The 19,753-nt window shown below is 64.6% G+C and carries 18 protein-coding genes and 1 pseudogene; 9 read left to right on the top strand and 10 right to left on the bottom strand.

Annotated elements, in window-relative coordinates; translation table 11 throughout:
* Positions 1 to 113: 113 nt before the first annotated feature.
* The 3 genes from P0D73_RS29785 to P0D73_RS29775 all read left to right on the top strand — a co-directional run bounded on the left by P0D73_RS29785 (position 114) and on the right by P0D73_RS29775 (position 4,044).
* Entirely contained in the window at positions 114 to 1,574 is a 1,461-nt protein-coding gene (locus P0D73_RS29785) for a M20 family metallopeptidase (protein WP_132377416.1), read from the top strand.
* A 55-nt stretch (positions 1,575 to 1,629) separates the two neighbouring features.
* Positions 1,630 to 2,733, top strand: a complete 1,104-nt coding sequence (locus tag P0D73_RS29780) for a malate/lactate/ureidoglycolate dehydrogenase (RefSeq protein WP_408434099.1) — start codon at positions 1,630 to 1,632, stop codon at positions 2,731 to 2,733.
* Positions 2,734 to 3,159: 426 nt separating this feature from the next.
* Positions 3,160 to 4,044, top strand: coding sequence for a crotonase/enoyl-CoA hydratase family protein (locus P0D73_RS29775; RefSeq protein ID WP_132377413.1), 885 nt, complete (start codon positions 3,160 to 3,162; stop codon positions 4,042 to 4,044).
* A gap of 50 nt (positions 4,045 to 4,094) precedes the next feature.
* On the opposite strand, the gene pdeR is transcribed toward P0D73_RS29775, so the two are convergent.
* Positions 4,095 to 6,098, bottom strand: coding sequence for a cyclic di-GMP phosphodiesterase (gene pdeR, locus P0D73_RS29770; RefSeq protein WP_408179986.1), 2,004 nt, complete (start codon positions 6,096 to 6,098; stop codon positions 4,095 to 4,097).
* 239 nt (positions 6,099 to 6,337) lie between these two features.
* The gene (locus P0D73_RS29765; RefSeq protein WP_408434096.1) at positions 6,338 to 10,840 is read right to left on the bottom strand and encodes a DEAD/DEAH box helicase; all 4,503 of its coding nucleotides are present in this window, start codon (positions 10,838 to 10,840) and stop codon (positions 6,338 to 6,340) included.
* Between the two features lie 226 nt (positions 10,841 to 11,066).
* Here P0D73_RS29765 and P0D73_RS29760 point away from each other — a divergent pair, with 226 nt between their 5' ends.
* The gene (locus P0D73_RS29760) at positions 11,067 to 12,119 is read left to right on the top strand and encodes an aldo/keto reductase (RefSeq protein WP_408434093.1); all 1,053 of its coding nucleotides are present in this window, start codon (positions 11,067 to 11,069) and stop codon (positions 12,117 to 12,119) included.
* A gap of 196 nt (positions 12,120 to 12,315) precedes the next feature.
* Here the strand turns inward: P0D73_RS29760 and P0D73_RS29755 are convergent, their stop codons facing one another.
* Positions 12,316 to 12,687, bottom strand: coding sequence for a carboxymuconolactone decarboxylase family protein (locus tag P0D73_RS29755; RefSeq protein WP_408434090.1), 372 nt, complete (start codon positions 12,685 to 12,687; stop codon positions 12,316 to 12,318).
* Positions 12,688 to 12,803: 116 nt separating this feature from the next.
* On the opposite strand from P0D73_RS29755, the gene P0D73_RS29750 reads away from it, so the two are divergent.
* On the top strand, positions 12,804 to 13,763 hold the full coding sequence (locus tag P0D73_RS29750) for a cupin domain-containing protein (RefSeq protein WP_408434087.1): 960 nt from the start codon (positions 12,804 to 12,806) through the stop codon (positions 13,761 to 13,763).
* On the opposite strand, the gene P0D73_RS29745 is transcribed toward P0D73_RS29750, so the two are convergent.
* The 5 genes from P0D73_RS29745 to P0D73_RS29725 all read right to left on the bottom strand — a co-directional run bounded on the left by P0D73_RS29745 (position 13,764) and on the right by P0D73_RS29725 (position 17,056).
* A complete protein-coding gene (locus P0D73_RS29745) occupies positions 13,764 to 14,342 on the bottom strand; it encodes an FUSC family protein (protein WP_408434084.1) in 579 nt (192 codons plus the stop codon). It lies immediately after the preceding gene.
* A 15-nt stretch (positions 14,343 to 14,357) separates the two neighbouring features.
* Positions 14,358 to 14,558 carry a hypothetical protein gene (locus P0D73_RS29740; RefSeq protein ID WP_408434082.1) on the bottom strand — a complete coding sequence of 67 codons (201 nt, stop codon included), beginning with the start codon at positions 14,556 to 14,558 and terminating at the stop codon, positions 14,358 to 14,360.
* 22 nt (positions 14,559 to 14,580) lie between these two features.
* Positions 14,581 to 15,900 (bottom strand): cation:proton antiporter, encoded by a 1,320-nt coding sequence (locus tag P0D73_RS29735; RefSeq protein WP_408179992.1) that lies wholly within the window; start codon positions 15,898 to 15,900, stop codon positions 14,581 to 14,583.
* Positions 15,901 to 15,991: 91 nt separating this feature from the next.
* Positions 15,992 to 16,378 (bottom strand): DUF3175 domain-containing protein, encoded by a 387-nt coding sequence (locus tag P0D73_RS29730; RefSeq protein ID WP_132377406.1) that lies wholly within the window; start codon positions 16,376 to 16,378, stop codon positions 15,992 to 15,994.
* Positions 16,379 to 16,528: 150 nt separating this feature from the next.
* Entirely contained in the window at positions 16,529 to 17,056 is a 528-nt protein-coding gene (locus P0D73_RS29725; protein WP_408179993.1) for a PRC-barrel domain-containing protein, read from the bottom strand.
* 367 nt (positions 17,057 to 17,423) lie between these two features.
* On the opposite strand from P0D73_RS29725, the gene P0D73_RS29720 reads away from it, so the two are divergent.
* From P0D73_RS29720 to P0D73_RS29705, 4 genes and pseudogenes are all read left to right on the top strand, one after another.
* A complete protein-coding gene (locus tag P0D73_RS29720) occupies positions 17,424 to 17,717 on the top strand; it encodes a hypothetical protein (protein ID WP_408179994.1) in 294 nt (97 codons plus the stop codon).
* Positions 17,718 to 17,999: 282 nt separating this feature from the next.
* On the top strand, positions 18,000 to 18,296 hold the full coding sequence (locus P0D73_RS29715; RefSeq protein ID WP_132377403.1) for a hypothetical protein: 297 nt from the start codon (positions 18,000 to 18,002) through the stop codon (positions 18,294 to 18,296).
* Positions 18,297 to 18,306: 10 nt separating this feature from the next.
* Positions 18,307 to 18,594 (top strand): annotated as a pseudogene (locus P0D73_RS29710) (transposase); the annotation flags it as partial.
* A 9-nt stretch (positions 18,595 to 18,603) separates the two neighbouring features.
* The gene (locus tag P0D73_RS29705; protein ID WP_408182062.1) at positions 18,604 to 19,212 is read left to right on the top strand and encodes a DUF6566 family protein; all 609 of its coding nucleotides are present in this window, start codon (positions 18,604 to 18,606) and stop codon (positions 19,210 to 19,212) included.
* A 42-nt stretch (positions 19,213 to 19,254) separates the two neighbouring features.
* Here the strand turns inward: P0D73_RS29705 and P0D73_RS29700 are convergent, their stop codons facing one another.
* Positions 19,255 to 19,464: a hypothetical protein gene (locus P0D73_RS29700; protein ID WP_132381561.1), complete on the bottom strand. Its 210-nt coding sequence runs from the start codon at positions 19,462 to 19,464 to the stop codon at positions 19,255 to 19,257.
* 31 nt (positions 19,465 to 19,495) lie between these two features.
* The gene (locus P0D73_RS29695) at positions 19,496 to 19,744 is read right to left on the bottom strand and encodes a hypothetical protein (protein ID WP_132381559.1); all 249 of its coding nucleotides are present in this window, start codon (positions 19,742 to 19,744) and stop codon (positions 19,496 to 19,498) included.
* Positions 19,745 to 19,753: the final 9 nt, after the last annotated feature.

Below are 19,753 nucleotides of genomic sequence, written 5' to 3'. Positions count from 1 at the left end.
CGGCCAGTCGCCCTGGTCGTTCACCAAGCCGATGCGCGGCGAGGGGTTCAGCCAATCCCGCATCGGGTCTATCATGATCGTTTCGACAGAACAGATCCCCACGGACCGCCATCATGATCTCCGACGATACCCAGCAGGCTCAACGCATCAACCCCGAGACGCTACGCGAATTCGTGGACCGCAAGTGGAACGACGAGATCGTGCCCGCGCTGACGGACTACATCGCCGTGCCGGCCAAGAGTCCGGCGTTCGATCCCGAGTGGGTCAAGCACGGCTATCTGGAGCGCGTGATCACCGACGCGGCGCAATGGGCCGAACAGCAGCCGGTGCGCGGCCTGAAACTCGAAATCATTCGCTTGCCGGGCCGCACGCCGGTGATCTTCTTCGAGTCGGCGGCGACCCGTTCGGGCAGCGAGGAAACCATCGTGCTGTACGGCCACCTCGACAAGCAGCCCGAGTTCGACGGCTGGCGCAACGACCTCGGGCCGTGGACGCCCAAGCTCGAGAACGACAAGCTCTACGGCCGCGGCGGCGCCGACGACGGCTACGCGATCTACGCGAGCATCACCGCACTTGCCGCGCTGGACGCGCAAGGCGTCGAGCGTCCGCGTTGCGTCGGTCTGATCGAAACCTGCGAGGAGTCGGGCAGCTACGATCTGCTGCCGTACGTCGACGCGCTGCGCGAGCGGCTCGGCAAAGTGGGTCTGGTCGTGTGCCTGGATTCGGGCGCGGGCAACTACGATCAACTGTGGCTCACCACCTCGCTGCGTGGACTGGTCGCCGGCGACCTCGAAGTGCAGGTGCTCGACGAAGGTATTCACTCGGGCGGCTATGGTGGCATCGCGCCGTCGAGCTTCCGCATCATGCGGCAACTGTTCGACCGTCTCGAAGACTCCGCCAACGGCACGCTATTGCCGAAGGGTTTTCACGTCGATATCCCGGCGGACCGTCTGCGCGAAGCGGAAGCCACCGCCCAGATTCTCGGCGACGACGTCTGGAAGAAGCTGCCGTGGGCCTGCGGCCAGGACGGCCGTCAGGTGCTGCCCACCACCACCGATCCGAAGGAGGCCTTGCTCAATTCGACGTGGCGTCCGTCGCTGTCGGTAACCGGCGCGGCCGGCTTGCCCGCGTTGGCCGATGCCGGCAACGTGCTGCGTCCGCGCACGGCGTTCAAGCTGTCGCTGCGTCTGCCGCCGATGATCGAGGCGGAGAAGGCCGTCGCCGAACTGAAGGCGCTGCTCGAACTGGATCCGCCGTACAACGCCAAGGTGACGTTCAAGCCTGACGCCGGCGCGGCAAGCGGCTGGAGCGCGCCCGACCTCGCCCCGTGGCTTGCCACGGCGCTCAACGACGCGTCGCGCCAGCACTACGGCGCCGACGTCGCCTACATGGGGCAGGGCGGCACCATCCCGCTCATGAACGTGCTGAAGGCGGGCTTCCCGAAATCGCAGTTCATGGTGTGCGGCGTGCTCGGACCGAAGTCGAACGCGCACGGGCCGAACGAGTTCCTGCACGTACCGTACGGCAAGAAGCTCACGGCCGCGGTCGCCGAGGTGATCGCCGCCGCGCCTTGAGCCATCTCTTCGACCGTCGTTTGCCCTGAACCCGTCACGTCCGCCGACACTGTGAATGACCGATAACTCGACCGCTCAACCCGCCACGCCCCGGATTCCGGCCGATCAATTGCATGCCTATGTGAGGGCGATCTGGGAAAAGGCGGGCAGCACGCCACGCGAAGCGGAGCTGGTCGCCGATCATCTGGTGGCGGCGAATCTGACCGGTCACGACTCGCATGGCGTGGGGATGATTCCGCGCTATGTGGCGTCGCTCGCCGACGGCGAGCTTCAGTTGAACCTGCATGCCGACGTGGTGAAAGACGCGGGCGCCGTGCTGACGGTCGAAGGCGGCCGAGGCTTCGGCCAGGTGGTGGCGTTCGAGGCCATGGAGCAGGGCATCGAACGCGCCAAACGCATCGGCATCTGCGCGGTCGGCTTGCGCGGCGCGCATCACATCGGGCGCATCGGTCATTGGGCCGAACAGTGCGCGCGTGCCGGTCTCGTGTCGTTCCATTTCGTCAACGTGGCGGGCGATCCGCTCGTTGCGCCGTTCGGCGGCGCGGACCGGCGCATTGGCACGAACCCGTTTTGCGCCGCTTATCCGCGGCCCGGCAAGCCGCCGCTCGTGCTCGACTTCGCGACCAGCACGGTCGCGTATGGCAAGACGCGCGTCGCCTATAACCAGGGCAAGCAGGTGCAACCCGGCGCGCTGATCGATCACGAGGGCCGCGCCACGCTCGAACCCAAAGTCATGCACGAAGCGCCGTTCGGTTCGCTGACGCCGTTCGGCGGGCACAAGGGCTTCGGGCTCGCGGCCCTGTGCGAGATTTTCGGCGGCGCGCTGTCGGGCGGCTTTACAACGCACTCGACCACGCTCGGCACGACCAACGCGATCATCAACTGCATGCTGTCGGTGATCATCGATCCGGCTGCGTTCGACGCGCCCGATGCGCAAGCCGAAGCCGACGCGTTCATCGACTGGGTGAAGGCCTCGCCGCTCGCATCGGGCGTCGACCGTATCTATGAGCCCGGCGAACCCGAGCGCGTGACGCGCGCGCAACGCGAGGTCGAGGGTATTCCCGTGGACGCGGCCACGTGGGCGCAGATTCTCGCCGCGGCGCTCGCCGTCGGGATGAGCGCGGAAGCAGCCGGCCACTGGTCCGCGCGTTTGCAATAAGACGCTGATGCAAAGGCGCGGCGCGCGGTGGGCCGCCCACGTTTGATCATGCGAAGTGGATACACCGTCTGTTAGCCCACCAATCAGAGAAAAAACCATTCGTCGCTGATCATTTTCGATTGCATTTTCTAATCGGCGACTATTTCTTTCTTTTTTCGATCCGGCAAGAAATTCAATCCTGGCGCGGGCGCATATTGATTGCCGCCGCGTGCCTTTTTGTGGGTTCAATTTCGCCCATCTTCGGTGCGCAAGCGTTTGCGTGCGCGCCACATGCCATCGACCTTCCTCTTTCCCGCAGAACGCCTGCTGGCGGGCTTTTGAACGCGGCTTGCATTCATCTGTTGGTTACCCCGCTCCCATCCGATTCCGGTCTGCTTTAGGCTCGCATTGCAATACCAGTGTTTAACCTTAAAAGGACCGTTCAAAATGAATCTGCATAACCACCACGCCTGCCGCCCGTTCCTCGAAGCCGGCAATCTTTCGCAAATTTCGGCTTACTACGAAGAAGGCCGCAACGTCATGTGGATGATGTTGCGGGCGCAGCCGCGTCCCTGTTTCAATCTCGATCTGGTCCATGACATCCTGGAACTCGCGCAGGCAGCACGAGAGTCGGGATTGCCGATCGATTTCTGGGTCACCGGTTCGTTGATTCCGACCATGTACAACGTCGGCGGCGATCTGGATTTCTTCGCGGATGCGATCCGCGCCGGCAAGCGTCAGGCGCTCATGGCTTATGCACGGGCCTGTGTGGATTGCGTGCATGCGGCGTCACGGGGATTCGACACGGGGGCGATTTCGATCGCGATGGTGGAAGGCACGGCACTCGGTGGGGGCTTCGAGGCCGCGCTCGCGCATCATTTCCTGCTCGCGCAGAACGACGCACGCATGGGCTTCCCGGAGATCGCGTTCAATCTGTTCCCGGGCATGGGCGGTTATTCTCTGGTGGCGCGCAAGGCCGGCATGCGGCTCGCGGAGGAGCTGATCGGCGTCGGCGAATCGCACACGGCCGAATGGCACTACGGCAAAGGTCTGGTCGATCAGCTGTTCGAACCGGGCGAAGCCTATATGGCGACCCGTACTTTCATCGACACGCTCAAGCCGAAAATGAACGGCATCCGGGCGATGCTGCGGGCGCGCCAGCGCGTGCTGCAACTCTCGCGCGCCGAGCTGATGGAAATCACCGAGGATTGGGTCGACGCCGCCTTCACGATCGAGGAGAAGGATCTCGCCTTCATGGAGCGGCTGGTGATGCTGCAGAACCGCCGCACCTCGAACCTGCGCCAGACGGCCAGCGCGGCCAATTTCGGCTGAATTGACCTGGGTTCGAACACAATAAGCCGTAAGGGGGACGGTCCGGAAGCTCAGGCGATCAGCCTGAGCTTCTGTCTATCCTGCAACCAGCGTTCGAATTCAGCCGTCGGCATGGCCTGGCCGTACAGGAAGCCCTGCACGTAATCCACGCCCAAGCCCTTCATGAACACTTCTTCCGATTCGGTCTCGATCCCTTCGGCGACCACCTTGAAATTCAATTCCTGCGCGACGGCCACCATGGAGCGCACCAGTGCCTGCGCTTTGGTGTCGGCGTTGATCGAGCGCACGAAGCTGCGGTCGAGCTTGATGACGTCGAGCGGAATCCGGCCGAGCTGCGACAGCGACGAATAACCCGTGCCGAAATCGTCCAGATGAACCTGCGCGCCGAGCTGGCGGAACTGCTTGATCAGATCGATCGCGGCTGTTTCGTCTTCGATCAGGCAGCTCTCGGTCAGTTCGAGATCGATCAGGCAGGGATCGAGATTGGCGGCCTGCAGCGCCTCGCTGAAATGGCGGACCACGGCCGTATCGACCAGTTGCCGCGCCGACACGTTGATCGCGATGCGCAGGTTGTAGCCGTCCGCCTTCCATTTGGCGGCCTGTTTCGCGGCCGTTACCATGACCCAGCGACCGAGTACGCCGATCAGCCCGGACTCTTCCGCGTAACGGATGAACTCGGCGGGCATGATCTGCCCGCGCTCCGGCGAATTCCAGCGCACCAGCGCTTCGACGCCTTGCACCACGCCGGTGGCGAGCGACAGTTTCGGCTGGTAGTGCAGCGTCAGCTGGCCCTCTTCGAGGCCGCGCCGCAGGTTGGTGTCGAGCCACATGTACTCGGCGACCCGGCGGTTCATTTCCGGCGAGAACACGCGGTGCGTGCGCTTGCCTTCGTCCTTGGCGACGTACATGGCCGTGTCGGCCGAACGGATCAGTGACTCGAGGCTGTCGCCGTGTTCCGGATACAGCGCGATGCCGATCGAGCAGCCCGTGTAGACCTCCACGAGCCCGAGGGCGAACGGCGTGCGCATGCGCTCGAGAATGCGCTGCGCGGTGGTTTCGAGTTGGTGCGCCGTACCCTTGGTCGCGAGCACGATAAATTCATCACCGCCCAGGCGCGCGAGCGTATCGCCTTCATTCAGACACTCGCTGATGGCCGACGACACGTCGCGGATCAGGCGGTCGCCGAATACGTGGCCGTAGTGGTCGTTGACCTTCTTGAAGTTGTCCAGGTCGAGGAACAGCACGCCGACCGCTTCGCCCGGCGCGGCGTCTTCGATGGCGGTGCGGATTTTGTCCTGGATCGCGTTGCGGTTCGCGAGCCCGGTGAGCGAGTCGGTGTTCGCCAGTTCGGTGAGGCGTTCCTGCGCGAGCCGTTCCTCGGTGATGTCGGTGCCTGAGCAGATCAGGAATTGCTCCTCGACGCCGCTGCCGCTGTGGACGAACTTGTTGCGGAACAGAAAGAGCCGTTCGCCATGCACCGTCTTGACGCGCCGCTCGACTTCGTACGACACGCCGCGATTGAAGAAGCCTGCAATGTTCTGGCTGGAGGCCGCGCCGTCTTCGGTGGACATGAACAACGCCCATACATTGCGGCCGATGATGTTCTCTTCCTTGACGCCCGTGAGTTCTTCGGCAAGACGGTTGAAGCGTTGTATTCGGCCATGCCGGTCGACGATCACGACGACCGAATTCACTTCGGACACGACCTGCTCGGCGAACGAGAGGCCGTGGACCAGATCGCGGGCGACGGATTCGGTGTCGTCATAAGCCGAGGCGGTGCCGGCCCAGCTGTTGCTGCTGAGCTTTTTGCCGACCAGATGCAAACGCAGCGGTTCGCCGAACAGCCGCACGTCGAGGACGAGATGCGAGGTCACGCCGGTGAGGCAGCGGATTTGCGAGGCCTGCTGAGGATTCAGCGGAATGGCGACATTGGCCGGCATGTCGCCGGTGACGGGCGTGAGTTCTAGCGCGTTGCTGTCGTTCGACAGACGCCAGCATGGGCTGCTTGTGCCGAACTGGGCATAAAGCACCTGCTCGTGTTGGTCGTCGTTCATGAGATCCCCGGGCGGTGTGTGCCGGTGGCCGCCGTGAAGGCGGAGTCGGCAAACAGTCTTCATCATACTTAAGACTGTCCCCATTGTAGCGAAGCGATTGGAATTAGGGCTTATAAAGATTAACGGTCAGTAAGACTTCCATCTTTAGGGCTTTTTCAGGTGCTTTTTTACGTGCTCTTTCCCGCGCTCTTCCCGTCAGGCACAGGTGATTTACGGCAACCCGCGCACATTCTAAACAACTAAAACCGTCGCGCCAGCCACGCGCGAGCCTTTTCCCTTTCGACGGGAACCGCTTCCAGCGACGGTTCGAACCAGAAAGCCCCTGACACGAGCGTGGCCACTACAACGCCGTCGCGATACAGAATCCGGTTTCCCGTCACAGCGGGCACACGTTCGCCGACCAGCAAAGTGCCCGCGAGATTCAACGGATCGGTCCCGGCGACACACACAAAAGCACCGTCGTTCGCATGCCGCCGCACTTCTCGCAGCACGGGAATCGCTTCGGGCAGAGCAAATTGTTCGCCGGCGAGACCATTCACGAAGCGCCCGCCGCGAATCACGCCGCGCGCTTCGAGCCGCTGAAAAACGCGCAGCAGGTCTCGCCACGGCGGCAGCCATTCGGCCTCGCGTTCGAGCAGACGCCAGAACACCACGCCATAACGGCGCAACAGCGTCAGCGCGACATGTTCCAGCACTTCGGGTGGGAACTGCCGGCGGCGCTCCGGCACGGTCTCTGACGCCGCAACGGCGCTGGGCCGGCTGACCAGCGCCCAGCGTCCGGCGTCGTCCATGCCGCCGATCAGCGCACTCGAGCGCGCGCGCCGGTTGCTGGAAAACGCGTTGCGTTTGGCCACGGGCTTCAGCAAGGCGCGCAAGCCGGCAAAACTGTCCGAATTCACGAGCCCCGCGGCCACCAACTCGCCCAGCGCGCTCTCCAATTCCATACGCAATACGCGAACTTCGGCGAGCAATTCATCGAAGAACATTGCGCCGTGTTGCACGAGCGTGTCATACACGCTTTGCGCGCGCGCCGACAACTCCGGTTGCTTCGACGGATCGAGCAACGCGCTCCACACGCGGACCTGCGCGCGTGGCAACAGCACGATCGGCGTACTGCGGACCGGCCCGGTGGCGCCGCGCGCGCGTTCCGTCAGGCGGGTCCAGACTATTTTGCCGGCGCGGCATAGTTCGTCGAGCGAAGTATTCGCGTAGGCCTTCACGCGCGTGGGCAGAATGTCTTCCTCCCATGCGCCCGCCGCGGCCTGGTAGCCTTCGAGCTGTTCGAGGACCGCGGCCAGCGCGTCGCGCCCCTCGCTGCGCGTGTCCGGCGTCAGATGCTGCCACTCGAACAGAAAGCGCATGAAATCGTGCCGTTCCACCGGCTCGATTTCGCGCCTCAGGCGTTTCACCGTGTAGCGGTGTATCCGCGCGAGCAGGTGCCGTTCGCACCATTCTTCCTCGGCGGCTTGCGGCGTGAAGCGGCCGCGCATCACGTAGCCTTCGGCTTCGAGGCGCGTGAGGCTCTGTTCGACCGATGCCGCCGGCAACTTCAGCGCTTCAGCGATCGCGCCGACCGGCAACGGCCCAAAACCGGTCAGGCGCGCACGGAGCACGTCGATCAGGGCATCGTCGGCGTTCCAGGTCTCCGTGTAGCCTTTCGGCGCGGCAACGGGCGGCGCCAAGCGGGCGTCGGGATAGAGCGATTGAAAACAGGTCAGGCGTTCGGCAGGCAGCCACACGGCCGAGTCGCCGGCCAGTTGCAGGCGAGTGGCGCGGCCGGATTCGGCCAGCGACGCGAGCCATGCCGGCCAGCCTTCGTTGCGCCGCGCTTCGGTCTCGGTGATGCAGGCGAGGCCGGTCAACGCTTCGTGCATCTCGTCGGCGTTGCGCGCCTGCGGCCATGCTTCGTCGCGCACGCTGTCGATGGCTTCGGCATCGAGCGCGCCGAGATCGTCGGCGCTCGACGGGTCGGTCCAGCGGCGGTTCAGCACGGCTTGCGTGCGGCGCTCCTCGATTGGCGCGTCGTCGAGATAGGCGTACGGTTTGGCGTTGAGGATTTCGGCGGCGAGCGGCGAGGGCGCCGGCAAATCGCGTGCGACCAGTTGCACGTCGCCCTGTTCGATACGGCGCAGCAGCGCAAGCCAGCGTTCGCTGTCCATCGCGTCGTGCAAACAGTCGTCGACGGTTTGGTCCACTAACGGATGATGCGGCAGCTCGCGTTCGCCGACGACGTTCTCCAGACACGCAGCCTGCTCGGGAAACACGTTCGCCAGCAAATCTTCGCTGCGCATGCGCTGCAATTGCGGTGCGGTTTTGCGCCCGCCGGTGTAACGTGGCAGACCGAGCGCGGTAGTCGCGTTCCAGCGCCAGCGCACGCCGAACAGCGGCGCATCGAGCAGCGCCTGAATCAGCAGATGCTCGGCGCTGTTCGAATGCAGATAGCGCCACACGTCGTCGAGCACGAAGGAATGGCTGCCGGTCAGCGACAGCACGATCGCGTCCTCGGTGGCCGCCGCTTGCAGCTCGAAGTTGAAGGTCCGGCAAAAGCGCTTGCGCAGCGCGAGGCCCCACGCGCGGTTGACCCGGCTGCCGAACGGCGCATGAATGACGAGCTGGGTGCCGCCGGATTTGTCGAAGAAACGCTCCATGACCAGCGTGTTTTGTGTGGGCAGCACGCTGAGCGCGGCGCGCGCGCGGGCAAGATAGTCGACGATCTGGCGGGCGGCGGCTTCGTCGAGATGGAGGTTGTCGACGAGCCAGTCGATCGCGTGGTCGATGCGGGCGGGGAGCGTTTCGACCTCGGTGCCGGTCGTGTCCGTCAAACCGGCCGCCGTTCCCACGCCATCTAGAAGACGCCCAATCTGTTCGCGCAATCGCGCGACGCCGAACGACAGTTCGTCGCTGCGCCCCGGCGCCTCGCCAAGCCAGAAAGGAATATTCGGCGGCTGGCCTTGCGCGTCTTCGACACGCACGCGCCCGCTTTCGATCCGCAGAATCCGGTACGACGCGTTGCCGAGTTGAAACACGTCGCCAGCCAGACTTTCGACGGCGAAATCCTCGTTGACGGTGCCGATATTGATCGCCTGCGGTTCGAGCACGACGGCATAGTCGGCGTTCTCGGGAATCGTGCCGCCCGACGTGACGGCGACCAGCTTGCCGCCGCGCCGGCCGCGCAGCGTGCCGCTCACGACGTCGCGATGAACATAGGCGCCGCGCGGACCGTTGCGGCTCGTGTAGCCTTCGGCGAGCATGCGCAGCACGGCGTCGTATTGTTCGCGTTCGAGGTCCGCGTACGGCGCGGCGCGCCGCATCAGCTCGAACAGCGCGTCCTCGCTCCATTCAGCGCTCGACACTTCCGCGACGATCTGCTGGGCGAGCACATCGAGCGGCGCGCGCGGAATCCGCAGCGCGTCGAGTTCGCCGCGTCGCACGCAATCGAGCAGCGCGGCGCATTCGATCAGATCGTCGCGCGAATTCGGAAACAGCCTGCCTTTCGGCATGCCGCCCACGTGATGGCCCGAGCGTCCGACGCGTTGCAGGAACGGTGCGATCGCGCGCGGCGAACCCATCTGGCAGACCAGGTCGACGTCGCCGATATCGATGCCGAGTTCCAGCGAAGCGGTGGCGATCAGCACCCGCAAATCGCCGCGTTTCAGGCGCTGCTCGGCGTCGAAACGATGTTCCTTGGCGAGGCTGCCGTGATGCGCGGCGACCATATCCTTGCCCAGCCGCTCGGTCAGATGACGCGCGGCGCGCTCGGCCATGCGGCGCGTGTTGACGAAAATCAGCGTGGTCCGGTGCATCGCCACCAGTTCGGCGAGACGGTCGTAGACGCGCTCCCATACCTCGTTGGGCATCACCGCTTCGAGCGGCACGGGCGGGATTTCGAGCGCGAGGTCCCGTTCGCGGATATGACCCACGTCGATGATTGCGCAATCGGCGGGAATGCCGCTGTCGATGCTGCCGCCGCCCACCAGAAAGCGCGCGACCGCGCTTACCGGCTTTTGTGTCGCCGACAGGCCAATACGCGGCAAGCGCCGCTGGCATAGCGCGTCGAGCCGCTCGAGGCTGAGTGCGAGATGGCTGCCGCGCTTGCTGCCGGCGAGCGCGTGAATTTCGTCGACGATCACCGTGCGCACGGTCGAAAGCATGCGGCGGCCGGAGTCCGAACCGAGCAGCACGTAAAGCGATTCCGGTGTCGTCACGAGAATATGCGGCGCGCGCTTCTTCAACGCGTTGCGTTCCTGCTGCGTGGTGTCGCCGGTGCGCACGGCGGTGCGGATATCCAGCGGCGGCAAGCCGCTCGCGTCGAGTTCCGCGGCGATGCCTTGCAGCGGCAGTTGCAGATTGAGGCGGATGTCGTTGGAGAGCGCCTTCAGCGGCGACACGTAGACCACCAGCGTTTCGTCCGGCAATGCGCCGCCGTTGGCGAGGCCTTGCTGGACCAGATCGTCGAGCGCGGACAGGAAGGCGGTGAGCGTCTTGCCCGAACCCGTCGGCGCGGCCACCAGCGTGGAGCGGCCACGGCGAATCTGCGGCCACGCGGCGGCTTGCGCGTCGGTCGGCGCGGGGAAGGTCTTGAGGAACCAGCTCGCGACAGCCGGATGGAAATCGGCGAGCGCGCCGGCCGTCGAGAGCCCGATGGCGGGTGTCGCGACGGATGCGTTGGCGGACGCCGCGCCCAAGGCGGCGGTAGTGGAAGCCGAAGTCATGCTCGCGTAGATGGGGGCGGGGCGTGCCATATCCAGAGGGCGCCGAAGGCAACCGGTTGCAAGGATCAGGAACCAGTCTGGCAGGTTTCCACGCGTTTTGCCGAGCGCTACAGATCGGCATTTATGTCGCAATGGAGAGCCTGCGCTACGGCAATTTTTGCCGCGGGGCACAGCTTGCCGCTCGCTCTGCCGGATTTTGCCAATTGCAGTACTCTCTACGCCTCACCCATCCACGAACCACGTTGGAGTCTCGACGATGCGATACAACCAGTTGGGCCGTACCGGTGTGTTTGTTTCAGAATTATGTTTGGGCACGATGACCTTCGGCGGCGGCGGGGGCATCTGGAAGCAGATCGGCGATCTGCAGCAGGGGGACGCGGAGCGGTTGGTCGGCCGGGCGCTCGACGCGGGCATCAATTTCATCGACACAGCCGACGTCTACTCGGAGGGCCTGTCCGAACAGATCACGGGCCAGGCACTGAAGAATCTCAAGGTGCCGCGCGACAAAGTGGTGGTGGCCACCAAGGTCTTCGGCCAGACGGGCGAGTTTCCCAATGCGCGCGGCGCCTCGCGTTATCACATCATCGACGGTGTGAAGGCGAGCTTGAAGCGTCTGCAACTCGATCACGTCGACCTGTATCAGATCCACGGTTTCGATCCGGCCACGCCGATCGAGGAAACCATGCGCGCACTCGACACGCTGGTGCAGCACGGCCATGTGCGCTATGTGGGCGTGTCGAACTGGGCCGCGTGGCAGATCGTGAAAGCGCTCGGCATTTCCGAGCGCCTTGGGCTCGCGCGTTTCGAAACGCTGCAGGCGTATTACACGCTGGCGGGCCGCGACCTCGAACGGGAACTCGCGCCGATGCTGCACAGCGAAGGCCTCGGCCTGATGGTGTGGAGTCCGCTTGCGGGCGGCTTACTGAGCGGCAAGTATGGACGTGAGCAGCAGGGCGAAACGGGCAGCCGCCGCACGACGTTCGATTTTCCGCCGGTCGATCGCGAGCGCGCTTATGACTGTATCGACGTGATGCGCGACATCGCCGAGGCAAAGCGAGTGTCGGTCGCGCAGATCGCGCTAGCGTGGCTGCTGCATCAACGGGTGGTGACCACGGTGATCGTCGGCGCGAAGAAGGTCGAGCAGCTCGACGACAATATCGCCGCGACGGGCGTTTCGCTCACCGCGGATGAGCTTGCGAAGCTCGATCAGGTCAGCACGCTGCCCGCGGAATATCCGGGCTGGATGCTGGAGCGGCAAGGTGAGCCACGCCGCAAGCAGCTTGAAGAGGCGCGGCATCCGGCGGCGTAGCGGCAGCCGTCAGCGAAGCCAGCCGCAGCCAACCGCAGCAAGCCGACGCCGGCTGGACACCACGTGAGAACAGCACGGACTGTGAACGCGGTGCCTGGTCGTGGCATCCCCCGGGCGCGATTGGCGGAGCGGGCGCCTATGCGGCTGCGGCCGCATCCGCTGCGTCGGCTACTTAAGCGGCTCGCAGTGCGGCCGCTTATTCCGCCGCGCCTTGGGCTGCTTCAGCTGCCTGCGCCGTATAAGCCGCGGCAGCATCCATCGTGCGAGCCGAGTACACCATCGCGGCGCCCGCATTGATCGCGACCGCCACGCCCAGCGCTTCGGCGATTTCCTCGCGCGTCGCGCCATGCTTGAGCGCTTCGGCGGTGTGCACGGTAATACAGCCGTCACAACGCAGGCTGACCGCCGCCGCAAGCGCAATCAGTTCGCGCGTCTTGGCGCCGAGCAGGTCCTTCTTCTGGCCGGCGCTCGACAACGCCTGATAGCCCCTGACGGTATCCGGCGACAGTTTGGCGATCTCGCCGAACCGGCCGAACAGTTCTTGACGGTAATCGATCCAGTTCAACATGGCAGTGCTCCTTGGTCTGTTGCGCGTCGGCGAGTGCCGGCGTCGTGAGACAAGTATTGCGCTGCGCCGCGATATCCTGAATACTCGATTCGCTCAACTTTTAGCGCGATCGTCTCATGGATACGCTCAGCCGACTGATCGACCTCGCCCGCCCCCAAGCCAGCCTCGATCTGCGTTGCCTGCTCTCGGGCGCTTTCGATATCGATCATGGCCGGGAGGAAGCGGGCATTGCGCCGTTCCACCTGGTGCTGGACGGCGCATGCGTCGTCGAAACCGCTGACGGCGCGCAGCGTGCATTGCACGCGGGCGACTTCATGCTATTTCCACGCGGCGCGGCGCATCGTGTGCGCGATGTGCAACGCTCGGCCGCCACTGCGCCGGTGACGCAAGGCCATGACGGCATGCTGCCTTTGCGGCGCAACGACGGCCACGATGACCACGACGGCGCCCACGTCCCCGCCGACCTTGATCTTCTGTGTGGCCGCTTTGTCTACTCGCCCGGTTCGTCGGCCTTGCTGCTGAACGCGTTGCCCGATCCGTTCCATGTCTCGCTCGGCGGGACGGAAACGCTGGACTCGTTGCAAACGGTGATTGCGCTGATGCGCAGCGAGGCCGAAGGACGGCAGGCGGGCGCCCTCGCGATCGTCACCGCGTTGAGCAACGCGCTGCTCGCCATGGCGCTACGCGTGCACGGCGAGCAGAACGCATCGGCTTCGGGCGTGCTCGCGCTGCTGGCCGACGCGCGCCTCGGCGCTTCCGTGCAAGGCATGCTGAGCGCTCCCGAACGGGCGTGGACCATCGCCGAACTCGGCGAACTCGCCGCCATGTCGCGCGCGACTTACGCACGCCATTTCAACGAGCGCGCGGGCATGACGGTGATGGACTTTCTCACGCAGATCCGTATGACCATCGCGTGCGATCTGCTGCGCCGCACGCAGCGCAGCGCGGCCGAGATCGGCGAGGCGGTCGGCTATCAATCGGAGGCCGCCTTCGGCAAGGCGTTTCAGCAAAGCATCGGCATGCCGCCGGGACGCTACCGGCGTCGGCCGCAAGAGAACGATGGGGCGGAGAACTAGCTACGGTTTGCCCGGCTTGCCCGGTTTGCCGAACCAGCGCCGTTCGATCCACGACATCAGGAAGGCCACCAGCAATGCGCAGATCGTGCCGAGCGTCACTTCGCCGAGACGCATGAGGGCTTTGTCCCACGCGGGACCCATGCCCGGCACCAACAGCATGATCGTCGCCGTAATGCCGCCCAGACGCGCCGCGCTGCCGACGTTCAGGACCCAGCACAGGGCGATCGCGACACCCACCGTGGCGGCATAGGCCGCGAAATAGCCCTCGCCGAACGTGGCGCCCACGAGTCCGCACAAGCCGCCGACCATCGCGCCGATGAATTGATCGCGCGACAGGTTGCGGGTGTCGACATAGCTATGCTGGCTGACCGCGATGGCCGTGATGGCGGCCCAGAAGGTCTGCTCGGTATGCAGCAAGCGGCCGATGGCGACGGCGAGACTCGCGCCGGCGACCGCCTGCACGGCCATGAAGCCACCTTCGATCAGGCGTTCGCCGAGCGGCAACGACTTGAGAAAGGCAAACAGCGAGTTGGTGGCGCTCGCCCGTGCCGTGCGTCGGGAATCGTCGGGTGGGGTCATCGAAGGTGAGAAGGTTTATTGCAGCATGAAGGTCCCGTATTCTAGCGACTCCAATTGACGGTCGAGCAGAGACCGGCGCGCCGGCACGGTCGGCGGCAGCGAACGGGCCAAGCCGTGGCGATAGAACGCGGGATCGAGCGGCAACGTGATCGCCGTGAAGAACACGTTGAGTCGAACGAAGGCCGCCATCAGGCCTGCGACTACATGCTTCGGCATTCACGTGTTTGAGCGATCGTGACTAACCTTCATGACTGCGCAGCCGGCGATACCAGTTCATCAACGGTGTAGCCGAGACGCCGTGAATCACCACCGACGCCGCGATCACAGCCAGCGTGAGCGGCACGAGCGGAGCCACGTCGGCAGCGGCGCCGTTCTCGAGCGCGTACGCCAGGTAGTAAAACGAACCGATGCCGCGTATCCCGAACCAGCTCATCAAACGCCGTTGCGTCGGCGTCGCGCTCGATCCCACCAGCGACAACTCCACCGATATCGGCCGCACGAGCACGAACAGCGCGGCGGTCAGCGCGATGGTCTGCCAGGTGAAGAGCGGCGTGTGCATCGTGGCGAGCACGTTGCCGACCATCGCCATGACGGCGACCTCCGCGATGCGTTCGAGTTCGATCGTGAAGCCGAGCACCGACTCCGTCATATACGCGTGCGCTTTGCTAGGATTCGCCGCGGTCGCTTCGACGTCTTCGGAATCGACGGTGCCGATGGTTTCGCGAGGCGACTGGCCGCCGCTCGCGCGATGTTCGACACGGCGCATCGCGACACCGGCCGCGAACACGGCCAGAAAACCGTAGGTATGCGCGAGTTGCGCGGTGCCGAACGACAGTTCGATCAAACCGAGCGCGAAGAAACCCTCGAGCCCGAGCGCCTGCGCGTGGCGCGTGCGCAGCCACGCCACCGCGTGCGTCGTGGCCCAGCCGAGCACGCCGCCTATCGCGATCGCGCCCGCCACGCCCCACACGATGCTGCCCGCGAGTTCCAGGTTCAACAGGTCGCCCGCTTCGGCGGCGGGCGCCGCGCATAACGCCAGGCCGAGCATCGCGAAGGGCAGCGCGATGCCGTCGTTCAGTCCGCCTTCGCCGGACAGCGCGAAGCGCAGCAGGTCGTGGTCGCCGGGGTTGTGCACTTGCACGTCGTGCGCAAGCACCGGATCGGTCGGCGCGAGAATCGCCGCCAGCAGCAAGGCCGGCCCCCAGCCGAGATGCAGGACGTACACGCCGAACAGCATCAGCAGCGGAATGGTCGCGAGCATCGCAAGGAAGCCGAGACGCAGCGGCACGGTCCAGAGTTTTTCGAGCATGCCGAGCCGCAGCCGCAGGCCGATGGCAAACAGCGAGACGAGCAGCGCGACTTCGGTGATGGTACGCAGCAGATGCGCGTCGGCGATCATATCGAGGCGCAACAGGCCGATACCGGGCGGCCCCAGGAAGTAGCCGATCGCGAGATAAAACATGGCGGCGCTGATGGGTAGCCGCCGCAGCGCCGTTGCCGCCAGGCCCATAAAAACGAGCACGGCGCCAACGATGAGAAACCACAAAGTTTCGTGCATGAGCATCCGGTGAGGGCCCGCATGCGCGTACCGTATGCGTGGCCGGTTGAAGAAAGGTGCGCCGGGACGCGTCAGTCGCTGACGCGTCATTTCAAGGCGCGCGTCCGAATGCTTCGCGCAGTTTGCGCTTGGCTTGCTGCAAGGTGTCGCGGCGCGTTTTCGGCAGGTTCCTGCCGGCGCGATTGATATAGAAGTTCAGCATCGACATCGCCGACTGGAACGGTGTGCCTTTGCGGCGGCGGCTTTTGGTGGACGACTGCTTGAGCGATTGCGCAATCGACTCCGCGCTGCCGGTTTTGAAAATATCGTGCTGGATATCCATCGCGTCACTGGTTTCCATCACGTGATGCGACCATTTCTTCGGGCTTTTTGCGCGATGCGCCGCGTGTGCCTGGGCGTGCCGCTGGCGTGGCGGCCGGCCCGACTTGCCGCGCGCGACTGGGCGTTTGGACTTGCTGGTGGATTTCCGCGTGGCCATGATGGCGCCTCCTCAACGGGTCGTGCGCGCTGATCGAGCTTATTGTGCGCTCAAACTGAAACGCGCCGGCTGCCGCGAGGCGGCATGCCGGCGCATCGGCGCGGACGCGGGTGACCGGTTGCGCTCGCGCGCGTCCACCGCGAGCCTGCGTTACAACTTCAGCCCGCCAGCCTCCGGCGCGTCCGACGACGCGGGCGGAACGTCGCCGACACCGTGGTCGTCGCGACGCGCATACGAGTCGCGACCCCAATAGGGTTCGCTGCCGTAGTACTGATGCACGGACGTGGCCCACGTCTGGTCCGCCATGGATGGCCAGTGGTCCTTGTCGAAGCCCGGTGCGTTCTTCACGCGCTCAGCGGTCATGTTCAGCACGAAACACTTGCGCCCGGTATCGAGCGTCAATGCATGCCAGGGGATGGCGAGCAGCTTGTCGCCGATGCCGAGAAAGCCGCCGCTCGAGAGCACGGCATACGCAACGCGGCCCGAGCCGACGTCGAGCATGATGTCCTTGATCTTGCCGATGTCCTCGCCGTCGCTGCTGAGCACCTTGTTGCCGTCGAGCGTGGCCGCGGCCATCACGTCCGGGCCGGGGCCGTCCGCGGTCGCGCTTCCCTTGCCGACGATTCGGGCGCCTTGGTCTTGCCGCATGCCGGCTTGTGTCTGTGTCTGGTTCAGCATGATGAGCCTCCTCTACAGGTAAGTGTGTGCAAGGCTGAGCAACCGGCGTTCCTTCCAATTCCGGAGGGGGTGCAGCGGCGCAGTGGTGGTGATCCTTGCTGGAGCTCGTCTGCGTTTGCAAAGAGCGCGTGTGGAGCGTCACGCTGAACGCGTAAAGCGTGCTGACGCGTTTGAAAATATTTCGTCGGGATAGAAAGACGAGGAGAACTGAGAAAGTGCGTTCACGGGTTGGCGGCAACATGGCCTGCCACCAGGATACCGGTACGGCGCCGCTATGAGGCATAGCCCTTGCTGACTGTTTAGGCAGCAGCGCGATCAATCACGTACGAACGCTGTCTATCTGGTCCATCTATCCTCGGAGACTTCAATGAAATATTCAAAAGCACTGCTGGTATCGGCACTTTTCGCCATGTCGGGGGCGGCGTTCGCGCAAGCGGGCGGTGGCAACGGTAACGGCGGCAATGGTGGCTCCGGCGGCTCGGGCAACGCGCACGGCGCGGCGACCGCAGCGCCGACCACGGATGGACAAGCCGCATCGGGCGCGATGAGTTCCACCGGCTCGAAATCCCATCACATGTCGAAGACGAAAGCCAAGAAGGCGAAGACCGATTCCACCAATATGCCGGGTGCGGATGCGAGCAGCGATACGAAAGGCCAGTGAGAGCGCTCTATTGAGCGGCGGGGCCAAGACGAAAGGTCGGGCAGCTTTCTGACCAGTGAGGTGCAATCGGCGCGAGCCCAGCGCCGGTTCTTTCGGAATCCCAATGGGCGGGGAAAAGTCAACGCCTAAGAACGGGTAGTATCGGAGCAGAGGGCAATATCGGCAACTACGGAGACACTGCTCCGCCTGTATCGATGCGACAGAAGCGTGCGGTTCGACTCTCTTGTTCAAGAACACCAGGAAGCAGAGGCGCATGCCCAGTGCATCGCGGGAGATACGATCATGACGCAAACGATCCACTATCAAATGAACATTTGCGGCGGCGATTTCGCGCACGTCAGGGAATGCTTTCGCAACTGGAAGTCGCAGACCCTCGTGTATCGAAGGAATCAGCAGATGTTCGAAGGAAAACAGGAAGTGCGGCCGTTGTCGGCCCATGTGTTCGACAACGGCGAGGTCGCGCATGAAGCGCTCGAGCGCGTCTGTTCGCCCGGCGATCCGTATGCGCTCGCTGCCGAGGTACACGACGGCGAGCGCGACATGTGGCTCGTGATGGCCGCATTCGCGGAAGAGGTGTGACGAACCTTGAGTGGCGGCTCTTTTAAGGCGCCGCGTGTTTTGCTGCGCGCGATGCACCCGTCGCGGGGGCGCCGGGGCCCCCCGCGGCCGGGGCGGGGCGGGGGGGGTGGGGCCCCGCCCGTGGATCGGCCGTTGGGCCCCCCGCCGGGGGCGCCCCCCCCCCGCGGCGGTTCGTGTCGTGGCGAATGCCGTGCTGTGGGTACTGACAACCGGCGATTCCTGGTCGATGTTGCCGAGCCACTATCCTTCGGCGCCGACGTGCCGGCACCGCTTCGAAGCGTGGCGTTCGAGCGGCGCTCTCGCGGAGATGTACCGGATTCTTTCAAGCACCGGACGCAAGTTTCGGTGCGGTCCGCAACTGACACTGGAACGCCGCGACGCCCTGACGCGCGGCATCGACCGTCAGACTCGGGACGCAGGTTTTCGCCGGGTGTTCTGGCGAGATCAGGCGTCGTGGCAGACATCGCGCGAGACATGGCAGTCATCCGAAACGTCGGACACATTCAGGGATATCGCGCGGCAACTCCCCAATCCCGACAATTCCGCGCATGCCGTACCCGAGCGCGTCGAATCCCGCGCGCCGGTGACACCCTTACATTCGATTCATCGAACTGCCTCACCGTGGATGGGCCTCGCGTCGAAAGGCCAAACCGAATCGGACCCGCGCGGCTACGTCATCTACATTGCCGCCGACCGGCTGGCAAACACCCGCTTCCGAGGATGGGCCGAGATCGTGCGTGACGAAAGGCGAATCGCGCGTTCCGGGCTGATCGGTCCGAGCTTCAAGAACTGCGAGACGGCACAGCAATACGCGCTCGAATGGGCGCGGCGCTGGATCGACGAGGAAAGCAGTGAGGACAGCGACGCCGCCGGACTGGACTGCGGCGTCCCGCAACAAAAAGCCCGGTCCCGGTGAGCAACGCGTCGACGCGGCGGATGCCCCGGCGCGTCTGACGAGTCAATGCACCACGCCGAAGATCGCGTTGACGCCCTCCGCCGGCGTCAGACCCACATCGAAATAGCCTTCCAGCCTCAAAGCGGTCGCATCGTCGAGTATGAAAGGCGGCCTGATGAAGCCAGTCGCAAACGCATGGTCGTACCATTCGCTCAACCACGCGCGCAATTTCGTTTCGTGCCCCGACAGTGTCCTCAGGTTGTCTGCATTCATCGATGATCTCCTTTGTCCGGCCTCGTTCAGGTCACCCGACGAGCGGCTCGAAGCTCATTCTGCACAGGTTCTTTGCCGGCGGGAAGACGTGCCAGGTACCGTCGTCGTGCCGGAAGAAGAACAGCAGGATCGGACCATCGGGACGCCTGATTTCGACGCAAACCCGGCAAGTCAGACCGTCCTGCGAACCATGCAGCGTGAGCACACGGACCGGCAGCGTGCCTGCCGTTGCCAATAATTTCTCGCGCAGTCCGCGTAGTGAGCCTTTCGTCGCATCCACATCTGCCCC

Source organism: Paraburkholderia sp. RL18-101-BIB-B (genome assembly GCF_046026985.1).
Taxonomy (GTDB): Bacteria; Pseudomonadota; Gammaproteobacteria; order Burkholderiales; family Burkholderiaceae; genus Paraburkholderia.
The sequence above is the reverse complement of the archived record's forward strand: the minus strand, read 5'-3'. Positions and strand labels throughout refer to the sequence as shown.

Bases quoted from the DNA above. Each gene is read 5' to 3' on its own strand.
- P0D73_RS29785 (WP_132377416.1), top strand. From the start codon at position 114: ATGATCTCCGACGATACCCAGCAGGCTCAACGCATCAACCCCGAGACG.
- P0D73_RS29780 (WP_408434099.1), top strand. From the start codon at position 1,630: ATGACCGATAACTCGACCGCTCAACCCGCCACGCCCCGGATTCCGGCC.
- P0D73_RS29775 (WP_132377413.1), top strand. From the start codon at position 3,160: ATGAATCTGCATAACCACCACGCCTGCCGCCCGTTCCTCGAAGCCGGC.
- pdeR (WP_408179986.1), bottom strand. From the start codon at position 6,098: ATGAACGACGACCAACACGAGCAGGTGCTTTATGCCCAGTTCGGCACA.
- P0D73_RS29765 (WP_408434096.1), bottom strand. From the start codon at position 10,840: ATGGCACGCCCCGCCCCCATCTACGCGAGCATGACTTCGGCTTCCACT.
- P0D73_RS29760 (WP_408434093.1), top strand. From the start codon at position 11,067: ATGCGATACAACCAGTTGGGCCGTACCGGTGTGTTTGTTTCAGAATTA.
- P0D73_RS29755 (WP_408434090.1), bottom strand. From the start codon at position 12,687: ATGTTGAACTGGATCGATTACCGTCAAGAACTGTTCGGCCGGTTCGGC.
- P0D73_RS29750 (WP_408434087.1), top strand. From the start codon at position 12,804: ATGGATACGCTCAGCCGACTGATCGACCTCGCCCGCCCCCAAGCCAGC.
- P0D73_RS29745 (WP_408434084.1), bottom strand. From the start codon at position 14,342: ATGACCCCACCCGACGATTCCCGACGCACGGCACGGGCGAGCGCCACC.
- P0D73_RS29740 (WP_408434082.1), bottom strand. From the start codon at position 14,558: ATGCCGAAGCATGTAGTCGCAGGCCTGATGGCGGCCTTCGTTCGACTC.
- P0D73_RS29735 (WP_408179992.1), bottom strand. From the start codon at position 15,900: ATGCACGAAACTTTGTGGTTTCTCATCGTTGGCGCCGTGCTCGTTTTT.
- P0D73_RS29730 (WP_132377406.1), bottom strand. From the start codon at position 16,378: ATGGCCACGCGGAAATCCACCAGCAAGTCCAAACGCCCAGTCGCGCGC.
- P0D73_RS29725 (WP_408179993.1), bottom strand. From the start codon at position 17,056: ATGCTGAACCAGACACAGACACAAGCCGGCATGCGGCAAGACCAAGGC.
- P0D73_RS29720 (WP_408179994.1), top strand. From the start codon at position 17,424: ATGAAATATTCAAAAGCACTGCTGGTATCGGCACTTTTCGCCATGTCG.
- P0D73_RS29715 (WP_132377403.1), top strand. From the start codon at position 18,000: ATGACGCAAACGATCCACTATCAAATGAACATTTGCGGCGGCGATTTC.
- P0D73_RS29705 (WP_408182062.1), top strand. From the start codon at position 18,604: ATGTACCGGATTCTTTCAAGCACCGGACGCAAGTTTCGGTGCGGTCCG.
- P0D73_RS29700 (WP_132381561.1), bottom strand. From the start codon at position 19,464: ATGAATGCAGACAACCTGAGGACACTGTCGGGGCACGAAACGAAATTG.